The organism is Paenibacillus sp. P5_B5 (genome assembly GCF_056400365.1).
The window spans coordinates 1-10,636 of the sequence record NZ_JBFULK010000035.1 but is presented as its reverse complement, the minus strand read 5'-3'; the positions used below and the strand labels follow the sequence as shown (position 1 = coordinate 10,636).

14 protein-coding genes are annotated in these 10,636 nt (G+C 37.6%); 13 read left to right on the top strand and 1 reads right to left on the bottom strand.

All coding sequences use genetic code 11. The features are described from left to right. Positions 1-186, top strand: a 186-nt coding sequence (locus AC1DOK_RS24120; RefSeq protein ID WP_477556835.1) for a GyrI-like domain-containing protein, incomplete at its 5' end; no start/stop codon positions are given. A 152-nt stretch (positions 187-338) separates the two neighbouring features. Here the strand turns inward: AC1DOK_RS24120 and AC1DOK_RS24115 are convergent. Then, a complete protein-coding gene (locus AC1DOK_RS24115; protein WP_477556834.1) occupies positions 339-1,028 on the bottom strand; it encodes a Crp/Fnr family transcriptional regulator in 690 nt (229 codons plus the stop codon). Between the two features lie 82 nt (positions 1,029-1,110). Between AC1DOK_RS24115 and AC1DOK_RS24110 the strand changes: the two genes are divergently transcribed. The 12 genes from AC1DOK_RS24110 (at position 1,111) to mle (ending at position 10,390) form a co-directional block, all read left to right on the top strand. Continuing rightward, a complete protein-coding gene (locus AC1DOK_RS24110) occupies positions 1,111-1,884 on the top strand; it encodes an HAD-IIB family hydrolase (protein WP_477556833.1) in 774 nt (257 codons plus the stop codon). A 240-nt stretch (positions 1,885-2,124) separates the two neighbouring features. After that, entirely contained in the window at positions 2,125-2,445 is a 321-nt protein-coding gene (locus AC1DOK_RS24105; RefSeq protein ID WP_477556832.1) for a MazG nucleotide pyrophosphohydrolase domain-containing protein, read from the top strand. A gap of 19 nt (positions 2,446-2,464) precedes the next feature. Next, complete coding sequence (locus tag AC1DOK_RS24100; RefSeq protein WP_477556831.1) at positions 2,465-3,046, top strand: LOG family protein; 582 nt, start codon at positions 2,465-2,467, stop codon at positions 3,044-3,046. Positions 3,047-3,545: 499 nt separating this feature from the next. Continuing rightward, entirely contained in the window at positions 3,546-4,178 is a 633-nt protein-coding gene (locus AC1DOK_RS24095; protein ID WP_477556830.1) for a leucine-rich repeat domain-containing protein, read from the top strand. Positions 4,179-5,142: 964 nt separating this feature from the next. Further along, positions 5,143-5,379, top strand: coding sequence for a helix-turn-helix transcriptional regulator (locus tag AC1DOK_RS24090; RefSeq protein WP_477556829.1), 237 nt, complete (start codon positions 5,143-5,145; stop codon positions 5,377-5,379). Next, the gene (locus AC1DOK_RS24085; protein WP_477556828.1) at positions 5,372-5,701 is read left to right on the top strand and encodes a 6-aminohexanoate hydrolase; all 330 of its coding nucleotides are present in this window, start codon (positions 5,372-5,374) and stop codon (positions 5,699-5,701) included. Before AC1DOK_RS24090 ends, AC1DOK_RS24085 begins: the two co-directional genes overlap by 8 nt. Positions 5,702-6,035: 334 nt before the next feature. Beyond that, positions 6,036-6,590: a nucleotidyltransferase family protein gene (locus AC1DOK_RS24080; protein WP_477556827.1), complete on the top strand. Its 555-nt coding sequence runs from the start codon at positions 6,036-6,038 to the stop codon at positions 6,588-6,590. 205 nt (positions 6,591-6,795) lie between these two features. Further along, positions 6,796-7,323: a hypothetical protein gene (locus AC1DOK_RS24075; protein ID WP_477556826.1), complete on the top strand. Its 528-nt coding sequence runs from the start codon at positions 6,796-6,798 to the stop codon at positions 7,321-7,323. A 253-nt stretch (positions 7,324-7,576) separates the two neighbouring features. Then, positions 7,577-8,128 carry a hypothetical protein gene (locus tag AC1DOK_RS24070; protein WP_477556825.1) on the top strand — a complete coding sequence of 184 codons (552 nt, stop codon included), beginning with the start codon at positions 7,577-7,579 and terminating at the stop codon, positions 8,126-8,128. Positions 8,129-8,261: 133 nt separating this feature from the next. After that, positions 8,262-8,429, top strand: coding sequence for a hypothetical protein (locus AC1DOK_RS24065; protein WP_477556824.1), 168 nt, complete (start codon positions 8,262-8,264; stop codon positions 8,427-8,429). Between the two features lie 249 nt (positions 8,430-8,678). Further along, a complete protein-coding gene (locus tag AC1DOK_RS24060) occupies positions 8,679-8,987 on the top strand; it encodes a hypothetical protein (RefSeq protein WP_477556823.1) in 309 nt (102 codons plus the stop codon). A gap of 566 nt (positions 8,988-9,553) precedes the next feature. Continuing rightward, entirely contained in the window at positions 9,554-10,390 is an 837-nt protein-coding gene (gene mle / locus AC1DOK_RS24055) for an alpha/beta fold macrolide esterase (protein WP_477556822.1), read from the top strand. The last annotated feature ends 246 nt before the right edge of the window (positions 10,391-10,636 follow it).

Genomic DNA, 10,636 nt, shown 5'->3' with positions numbered 1-10,636 from the left:
GTATTCACGGCCGTTGGCCCTTTTCCGAGTGCGCTTCAAGAGATCTGGGGACGCATTTATTCCGAATGGTTTCCGTCTTCGGAATATGAGCTAAGCGAAGGGCCTGAAATGCTCTGGAATGAGCAGAAAGATGTAGCATCGCCGCAATTTAAAAGCGAAATATGGATACCCATTAAAAAGAAATAAGCAGCGTTTGTTGAAGTAACGGGACACGATAGTTGAACGAAACAAGGAGCAGTTTGCCGAGGCAGCTGTTCCTTGTGTCTATTAAGCTAAAGGGAAGGTTAGTATAGAAAGATTATGGATTATATAGAATATTAGTTTATATTTCCGCCCGTTTATTCATACCGCAACGCATTTGACAGCTCATCTAGACGCTCCCAATCTAAAACGATCAGGCATTTTTTCTCTTTTTTAAGTACTTTCATATCTGTAAGACTCTGGATTACTCGATTCAAATGACGAGGTGTAGTTCCTATCAAAGATGAAATCTCAGAAATATGCGAAGTTTGAATTTCCTTGCCGAACTCATTTTGCAATCTCGTCGTTAATAAATAACTCGCAAGCCGTTCCTCAACAGATGCTAATAAGTTAATCCTTGAAGCCGTAGTACATGTTTGTAACTTATACGAGAGATGTTTTAAAAGTTCGAGCAAGAATCTGTGATCATGCATCAGTTTTGTTTCAACGGTTTGTTTGTTGATAAACAGAAAGCTAGATGGTTGAATGGCTTCAACCTGCGATTGGATGACTACTTTTTGGAAGAGTTCAACATCCCCAAAAACCGATAACGGATGGCAGAACCTTAAAAGCAATGATTTCCCTGTACCCACACTAGAAGACACCTTTGTTTGACCCTCTACTTGGAAATAAACACCTGTCAATTCATCACCTTCTTTCAGCACTAGCTCACCCCGTTCATATACATTAAGATAAATAGGGAGTGATTCAGGTTCAGAGAATAATTGATTTAGGTTAAATTTTGAGATGTAATGCTGTATATTTTCTTGATCTATAGATGATCTCATCATGTACTCCTTTTTTGGACATCTGTCCTTTTCATTATACAAGAAACTGATAAGATTATAAAAAGAAAAGGGGGTAACAGGAATGAAGTTTGTTTTTGATCTGGATGGTACCATATGCTTTAAAGGAAAACCTTTAAGTAAACAGATGATCGATACATTAGAATTGTTAGTGGACAGAGGACATGAAATTATATTTGCCTCGGCTAGACCCATTCGGGATCTACTACCTATATTACCTCCACAGATGCACCATTTCCCGATGGTAGGAGGGAATGGAGCATTTGTTGTTACGAAGGGACTTAACATTTCCACTGTTCACTTCAACTCATCTACGGCTGACGATATTATCAAGATAATAAAAACCTTTGATGCCGATTATTTAGTCGATAGCGCTTGGGATTATGCATATTCAGGTAGTTATGAGCATCCGATTCGAAGAAATTTGGATCCGGATCAAAGAGCGAGAAATGTTCGTCTTGAAGAATTAAATGAGATTGTAAAAGTAGTTGTTTTACGTAGTAGCAATTTGCAAAAGATGTTAAGTGAGTTGAGAGAGTTACCGATTGTTACGTATTTGCATGGGTCGGAAGATATTATCGATATCAGCCCAATAGACGTTAATAAGTGGACAGGTCTACAAATGATGGGAGTACCTCCCCTTGATTTTATTGCATTTGGTAATGATGCTAATGATGTACCTATGTTTAAACAGGCCATGCGTTCCATCTGCATCGGAAATCATCACGAACTAATGCTCTTGACTTCAGAACAGGTCATTAGTGACGAAGAACAAGTCATCAAGAAAATAATAGAGGTGATGGAGCAATTAATGTGTTCAACTAACGGAGAACGATAGTTCATGACAAGGCTGCCAGTTCGTTTGGCAGTCTTGTTGCGCTAACGGGCAGGTAGTTAAACTTAAGTCGGATAAACTATCCATCAAATCGAACGGTAAGATGATTTAATCATGAGTACCGTTTTTACTGATACGTAAACAGAGAGCTAGGAGAGATATTGACATAGATTGTTACTATCGAATTATGGTATGATTTTTTGGAATCTCTTGTTCGAAAAATGTTTTGCAAATGGAGGTAAAATGAATATTAATGAATTTCAACAGTGGGTGAAGGAATACTATCAACAAAGGAAATGGTCAGACTTGGATATCTTTGTTCGGATTGGATTTCTTGCGGAGGAAACCGGTGAAGTAGCACGTGCGATTCGTGCACTGGAGATCGGACGAGATCGCCCTGATGAGGTTGAAGGCTCATATCAGGAGAACAAATCTGATCTAACAGAAGAGCTTGGGGATGTATTAGGAAATCTCATTGTCATCGCAAATAGATATGATATATCCTTCGAAGATATCTTAAAAACTCATAAACAAAAACTTGTAGCACGCTATTCATCAAAATAAAAAATTGGAGAGTTCGACTATGAAATCAATCGCAGTATTCTGTGGCTCCAGTGAGGGAGCCTCTTCTATATATAAAGAAAGTGCAGTGAAACTAGGTCATGTGCTTGCCAAACGCCAGATCACCCTTATTTACGGTGGAGCCAATGTTGGTCTGATGGGAGCTGTTGCTGATGCTGTGTTGGCACAAGGAGGTCAAGTGATCGGGGTCCTCCCCTTTTTTTTGCAAAATCGCGAAATTGCGCATAAAGGGCTAACAGAGCTCATTATGGTGGATTCCATGCACGAACGTAAAGCCAAGATGGCCGAATTGGCAGACGGATTCATTGCTCTTCCCGGAGGACCCGGGACAATGGAAGAATTTTTCGAGATTTTTACTTGGGGCCAGTTGGGTTTACATAACAAGCCATGTGGTTTTCTGAATATTAATCAATATTTTGATCCGATTGTGTCCATGTTTGATGTTATGCAGCGTGAGCAATTCATGCAGCCTAAATATCGTTCGATGGTCATCACAGATAATACTCCTGAAGGTATCTTGAAGCAGTTCTCGATCTATATTGCTCCTTCAGTCAAAACATATCTTAACGATCAGCGTACTTGACCCCATGTGGTTGCCACTTGACCAGAGCCGGTCATCGACGTGAGCGTTCAGCTAACGGGACACGATAGTTCAGACAACCAGGGAGCAAACCGCTACGAGCAGCTGCTCCCTTTCGCATTGAAGTAATGGGCAGGATAATTCCAATTTGTGGTATCATGCCATTAGGAATATTATTACTTCGAATGGGAATGGAGACTTATATGATAAGAATGTATACAGACCCTAAAGGCGAAGCTTACGAGTAGGTAATAGATTTGGCGATACGGAACTCGGAATGTTTTGTGCTTGGGGAGAAAATTCCGGCTGATGTGGTACGGTGCCAATACAGAATCGTATTGGAAGCGCTGGAACCTTACCTGGTGAAGTCAATCGTAATCCAAGGCGATAATATGGATGAAGTTACACAAATAAGAAATACTTATCGCAGTCAGGCCTTTTATACCTCGGGAACCTACTGTTTTTTAGAGGCTGCGAAGAAAGTGGGAACCTACTGAAGCAAATGGCAAACCGCCTGTCGGATTGGATTTATCCTAGCATGCCGGAAGACTTGTGTTTCTTGAAGGAAGGTGGCGGAGACTACCTTTACTCAGTTGTGCATGAACATATGTATGGTATGGAAGTAACTGAGGAAGAAGCAATCGAACTGATGGATCGAATTACAGGGCTTTTTTTGAAATCAAAGGCTCACCGGGACCTGGATCGTCTGCTAGATGATGCCATTAAGCATAAAACCGATTGGCTGTATATAAGTGGACATAGGCTGACAGAGCTGCCTGAGCGAATCCGGGAACTTACAGAGATACGTGATCTAGAAATTTTTGAACAGGATCTTTATCGTCTACCCGAAGGACTGTTTGAGTTGAGCAAGCTTGAACGCTTAAAAATTTTGACGGCTGATTTGGAGAGTATTCCCGCATCAATATCCAGGCTGAAGAACCTGAGAGAGCTTTGCATTCATTGTGCGAGCTCGGATCGGCCAACTCCCGGGTATCGGGTTAAGCCAAAGGAAGAGATCAGCCTAAACCGCATCCCGCCGGAGATTGGAGAGTTGGATCAACTGGAGCAGCTTACAATTCAATACACCTCGATCCATGAGCTACCGCTCGAGCTAGAGAAGCTGAAGCACCTGTGAATCTTGGACTTAGGAATGTGTATGATCAGTCAGCGGCCTGATTTCCTCTATGKGATGAAGCAACTGAAATACATTAATGTGTCAGAGAATTAGTTATGGGGAAATGATTGAATCAGAACAGTAGCTTAAATAACGGGCAAATGAATTAAGCTAACGGGAAACGAGAGCTCAATAAACAATGGACAACAAATGTCGGATGACAAGAACATAGTATCATAATAAGCCGCATATTATGCGGCTTTTTGTTATATATGTTTCAAGTTCTTGTCAATGAGCGATGACAAGAACTTAAAACATTCCCGATGAGTGACAAGAACTTGATACATTCCCGACGAAGAGAAACAAATGGGAATGGTAAGTGCACCTGTGAAGTTCACTACTGCCGGTCCAACGTAGAGTTTGACCACATGTGGTGCCACATAGTCGTGAAGTAGGAAAGTCATTCAAAACTAGAAATTCAGCAGTTAACTGGATTGAAGGTATTGTACCTGTAGATATAAAACCTGGGCTTATGAGAATGGAAAAGTGTCGGTTGACATGAATATTGTCCGATTAATTTCCACGTATATCGTGGTTTTTTTATTTTATCGGATCAGATTGTTGTCAAAACAAAATGACAAGAATCTGATCCGATTGCCGACTAATGACAACATTTTGATCTGATTGCCGTGGTAAATAAAGCTGTAAACTTGACATAGGCATTGAGCTAACGGGCAGTTTAGCTTAAGAGAGTTTTAAAATAATGTTGTAGATTAAAACATATTCATAAGGTTTAGTTTCTTAAATATTGAGAAACTAAACCTTTTGGTATTTTTAATTGTTTTGAATATGAATGATACCTATAACTCTTATTAAAGGTGTGCTTCACATTACTTTTATACATAAAAACTTTTCTTTTATATAAGTATACTTTACTTTTATAAAATAAAAGTCTATTATGTATGTAACAAGGGAGGTGTTAGCTTTGAAAGAAGACTTTGGAGATTCTATTGTAAATAAAGTGTACGAACATAGGGTGTTAAGGAGAATGTCACAAAAGGAGTTGGCTGATGCTGTCGGAGTTTCTAAGCAAACCATATTTGTAATGGAAAAGAATAATTATTCTCCTTCTCTTGTATTAGCGTTTCGAATAGCTAATTATTTTGAAGTGGATATTAATGAAATATTTTCTTACGTGAGAAAGGATGATAACAATGATTGATGTACTAAATAATTGGATGTTAGAAAGCTCAGAAAACTTCAATATTATTGTGGGCTTAACGATGGTCTTGTTTGTAGGTTCGCTATCAACGCTTGCATATATTGGAAATAAATTTGGTAAACCTGATGAAAGAACAAATGCCATTTATCTTAAAATCGCTTCATTTATGTTTACTACCCAAATCATTATGAATGCCCTTTTTATTACATTAATTGATCGTAATATCGAATACTTCCGTCAGTTCTTTACTCTATTTCAAGGGATAGTATTTTTGGTCGGGGCAATTTATGCTTTTAAACTATATAGAAAAGAGTTTAAATAGTCTTACACAAGAGACATAAGTAGGTAGTTCCCTATTCAACTAACGAGTGCTTTAATTAAACAAGAAAACAAACAAAAGTGTCTGTCGGTTGATGATCGAATAGAAGACAAAATTCTAGCAAGTTTGCTTGTTGAAATAGCAAATTCAGTGAGTTAATTATTACGCTAACGGGACACGATAGTTCAATAATGCAAGGGCTGCCAATTGGTAGCCCTTTGTTCAATTAATGGGCAGAATAGTGGAATAAGACGTTTCGAATTGTAAAGTTAATCTATAGAAATTTTTAAGTTATAATATTCAAGGAAATAGCAGGTTTGAATAAAGGAGAATTGATGTGACTAATTACGAAACGCAGTTGATAGATATTATAAAAAATGACGATAACATAATATCTATTTTAAAAACCGTTGAGAAATTAAAATTAAATGACGCTTGGGTTGCAGCTGGACTCATTAGAAATAAAGTATGGGATGTATTACACAACATCAATACACCTATAAATGACATTGATGTTATTTATTTTGATAGCACAGATACTTCGTGGGAAACAGAAAAAGATATAGAAAAAAAACTAGAAATTTTAATGCCTAATCTGCCGTGGTCAGTAAAAAATCAAGCACGTATGCATTTGAAAAATGGATTTGATTCTTATACTTGTTCCTTTGATGGTGTTGCTCATTTTACAGAAATACCAACTGCAATAGCTGTAAAAATGTGCAATAGTGAACTTGAAATAATGGCTCCATATGGACTAGAGGATTTGTTTGAAAAGATTGTTAAACCTACTCCATATTATCAAAATAATAGCAAGTTGCACTCAATATATATTGAGCGTATGCAGGAGAAAAAATGGGATGATATTTGGATTGAATTATATGTAGAAGTTTGATTTTAGTTTTCAGCTAACGGGACACTATTGTTCAATAATGAGAGGGCTGCCGAGTGGTAGCCCTTTGTTCGGCTAACGGGCAGGATAGTTCAATCACTTCACGAATACTTCAAGTACGAAGAATTTGTGAAGTTCGTGAATAAGTCGTTAGGCGAAATTCTCTAAGTCAAATATGTGATAAATAATAAATAGTTGGAGGCTTTTAATGTTGTTTAAGAAATCTACCAATATGGATGAATATGCACTTCCGATTGACTGGAATCCATCGTGGGATGTTGGAGCTCCGATACCTCATGTTATTTCTTCAGGATATCAAACCTACTTAATTTATTACATAGAAGAAGAGAGCCAGGACTGGGATAGAACAACTGTTAAAGTTATTAACCCAAATAATAATGAGGATATTCCGATTGCCGTAGTTAAATTTATTGGCTGCTATGCTTACAAATTTGGTGGGGCAAATGATGAAGTAATGTACGGACATCCTTTATATGAAAAGGGACTAAAGTTTTATAGTGCACATAAAGTAATTAATTCTAACTGGATTAAAGCAGAAGAAAAAATAAATAGCATACATGATTATTACAATCCAGAATTATGGAAAGATCGAATTCATTATTTACTACTCTTTCATAATGAATTATTTGAGTGCATCGCTGATGGATATGAAATCTCCATTTATAAAGAGTCATTTAAATCAGTGCTTTCTAAAGTTCTCAATGAATTGGATTAATTGTGGGTACGAGAACTTCGCCTAACACCATATTCACTATTCGGTCCATTCGGCCCTCGGTCCGAACCGAACATCATTACGCTAACGGACATGTTTGTTCAATAAGCTCTAAGGGACGGCAGCTGGTGTTACTGGCTGTCGTTTCTCAACTAACGGACAGGTTAACGCAACAAACTAATGTAAACACAATCAACTTTATCGCTCTGTACTATGGTAATATATGTGCATCTCATTAAGTTCGGAGTGATTTCTGATGTTTGAAATTAAATATGAAATCTTTGAAGATGATATCCTTGAGCTTCGCGCAATTGACCTCCAGACCTTTAACAAGGAATATAATCAGATTTACGGTTGTTTTACCATAATCATAAATGGAATTGAGTATATATCTTATCCTTCACCTGAAATGAGATTAGAGACAAAGCGCATTTATTCTGAGCTAATATTGACTCACTTTGATTTTCTTATCGATGTGTATTACCAACTTCAAAAAAACAATTACGCCGCATTAAAGTATATTAAAAACCCTTGGACTTGGCTTGAGTTCATTCAAGAAGGAAATGAACTTGTCGTTAGTCAGTTAAATCTTGAAATTCATGAGGGTCCGTTAATTCGAACTGATAGAGAACTATTTATTAATGCAATAAAAGAAGAAATTATCAACGAGACAATACACTGGGGAGATTTTGAAAAAGAACTTATTTCAAAAACCGAGGAATTTATAAAAACATTACAAGAACTAAATAAAAACATTCTTACTTCAAATTGTTTTACCAAGATTAGATTATTTGCTCTAGAGCGTTAAACTAACGGGACACTTTAGTGGAGGGGTATGCTTCGCGGCAGCTCCTCTTTTGTTCATTGAAGTAACAGGCAGTTTAGTTGGAGAGAAAATGGTATAGTTTTCTTGTAAAAGTTTGTAAGAAGGGGATGTAATTATGCGTTTATCACTTTTAGGTATTTCAATATCACTTTTAGGAATAGCATTAATATTATCATCAAGTGGTTCAGCATCAGCATTCGGACTTGGTGTTTCATTTTTAGGTTTAATAGTTTCATTAATTTCTTGTTTTATAGGTGAGTTGAAAAAATTTAAAGACAAGTAAACTAACGAACAACGATAGTTCAGACAACCAGGGAGCAGCCCGCTACGAGCAGTTGCTCCCTTCGCATTGAAGTAACGGGCAGGTTAGTTGAAGAGTGTTGTTTATCTTTTGTACAACAATCGGGCCAGATTGTTTAACAAACGTTTTTTGTGACCTTTAGCCTTCAAAAACGTCTCAGTAGTAATTGGATTTTCATTTTGGGAAGGTTTTTTCAATCCTATGAATAGATTTTATAAAGGTGGGGGAAATATGATAGGCGAAATCGTTATAACAGTAATTTTTATGATTCCACTTTATGCATTCTTTATTTGGACCTATAATTGTCCTGAAGATAGTTTTTTATTTGGAAGACGTTGGCAGTACCAAGAGGAACCCGAGGTTTCTCCAAACGTTGTCCGTTATATGAAATTTGCATCAATTGTCGCTATGATTGGTACCCCTATCGTTATTTTTAGCTTATTCTTAAAACAGTCTGTTTTCGGTCTTGCTTTAATGGCGTTTATGTTTGTCATTGTTGTTGGTGCGGTTATTATATTTACAGGTGAAAGTAAATCTTAAATAAAGCGCTTGTATATTATTAACGGGCGCGATTGTTTAAGAAGCGTCTCTGTTCTTCATAAACTAACGGGACACGATAGCACAAAGACAACAGGCTGCCGATAACATTGGCAGCCTGTTCAACTAACGGGCGACTAGCGTTAGCTTGAAGAAGACTTCCCAAGTATTGACATGGAAATTCATCATATGTTAGCATTGCTTTAATTGATAAGGACGGAGGGGTTACGTGTGATAAACTAATTTTTCGATATTCTTTGCACAATGAATTAAATAGTGGTTTATGGCTATTTTGTGTGCACAGTAATCGAAGAATGGTTTGCCTACGCGGTAACCTAGTTTAGTTATATGCGTTTGGGGACAGGGGTAACTATATCCTCATGTCGCATAGACTGGATTTGAAGAAAATGTAATGAACCCTATTTTGATCTATCCGGTGACTGGACTGCAAGTCTATCATAGGGTAATCAACTTATTGCGTTCATTCTCAAATTCTTTTTCGAATACTGTATGCACAGGCCAATAGCCTGTGTTTTTTATTTTGTATATAAAACATTGGAGGAATTCACATGAACGAACGATTAATCAATGTAGATGAAATTGAAATATGTACCGACAGTTTCGGAAAACTAGTTAACCCAGCCATTTTGCTGATTATGGGTGCCCAATCCTCAATGATTTGGTGGGAAGAAGAATTCTGCCAGCGTTTAGCAGATGCAGGGCGTTTTGTCATTCGCTATGATAATCGCGATGTTGGACGTTCAACAACTTACGAACCTGGTCAAGTGGGCTATACTTTCGAAGACATGGCAGATGATGCCGTTCGAGTATTGGATGCTTATAAGATTGAGCAAGCGCATATCGTAGGCATGTCCATGGGCGGTATGTTGACTCAAATGATAGCTCTGCGGCATCCAGAGAGAGTTCTAACTATTACCCTCCTATCAACATCCAATTTTGCTCCGCAACTCCCCCCGATGGAGGAAAAGATTATGGATTTTTTCTCGAATATGGGGGTTATTGATTGGACTAACGAACAATCTGTAACCGAATATGCTATAGACAGATCAAGAATCCTTGTAGGTTCGAAGCATTCTTTTAATGAAAAAAAAGTTGGCATTTTGGCTAAAAAAGAATTTACAAGAAGTAACAATATGGCCAGCATGAGTAATCACGCCTTACTGACAGGTGGAGAATCCTATCTAGTTAGGACGAGTGAAATAAATGTACCCACTCTGATTGTACATGGTACTGAAGATCCCATTATTCCTTATGAACATGGAAAAAATCTTGCTAAAGAAATTCCCGGTGCGGTTTTACTGACATTGGAAGGCACTGGACATGAGCTTCATTATGACGACTGGAATTTAATAATCGATTCTATTTCAAAGCACACTTCAATTTAATAAGATTGTTTATCATTGAACTAACGGGACACTATAGTTGAATGATTCACATTGATGAGCAGGTGCTTCGGTATATTGCTCTTTTTACTAAGCTAATGGGCAGGTTTGGGATTAGCAATCCATAAGAAACAACCCAAGTTGAATTATGCTAAAATGTAGTAAATGTATAATGTAGATATCCCTCATGAACAAAGGAGAACTGAAAATGAGAAAACTCGTTCTATTTCTGCACGCATCGCTTGACGG

Bases quoted from the DNA above. Each gene is read 5' to 3' on its own strand.
- AC1DOK_RS24110 (WP_477556833.1), top strand. From the start codon at position 1,111: ATGAAGTTTGTTTTTGATCTGGATGGTACCATATGCTTTAAAGGAAAA.
- AC1DOK_RS24075 (WP_477556826.1), top strand. From the start codon at position 6,796: ATGTTGTTTAAGAAATCTACCAATATGGATGAATATGCACTTCCGATT.
- AC1DOK_RS24115 (WP_477556834.1), bottom strand. From the start codon at position 1,028: ATGAGATCATCTATAGATCAAGAAAATATACAGCATTACATCTCAAAA.
- mle (WP_477556822.1), top strand. From the start codon at position 9,554: ATGAACGAACGATTAATCAATGTAGATGAAATTGAAATATGTACCGAC.
- AC1DOK_RS24095 (WP_477556830.1), top strand. From the start codon at position 3,546: ATGGCAAACCGCCTGTCGGATTGGATTTATCCTAGCATGCCGGAAGAC.
- AC1DOK_RS24105 (WP_477556832.1), top strand. From the start codon at position 2,125: ATGAATATTAATGAATTTCAACAGTGGGTGAAGGAATACTATCAACAA.
- AC1DOK_RS24065 (WP_477556824.1), top strand. From the start codon at position 8,262: ATGCGTTTATCACTTTTAGGTATTTCAATATCACTTTTAGGAATAGCA.
- AC1DOK_RS24060 (WP_477556823.1), top strand. From the start codon at position 8,679: ATGATAGGCGAAATCGTTATAACAGTAATTTTTATGATTCCACTTTAT.
- AC1DOK_RS24100 (WP_477556831.1), top strand. From the start codon at position 2,465: ATGAAATCAATCGCAGTATTCTGTGGCTCCAGTGAGGGAGCCTCTTCT.
- AC1DOK_RS24070 (WP_477556825.1), top strand. From the start codon at position 7,577: ATGTTTGAAATTAAATATGAAATCTTTGAAGATGATATCCTTGAGCTT.
- AC1DOK_RS24085 (WP_477556828.1), top strand. From the start codon at position 5,372: ATGATTGATGTACTAAATAATTGGATGTTAGAAAGCTCAGAAAACTTC.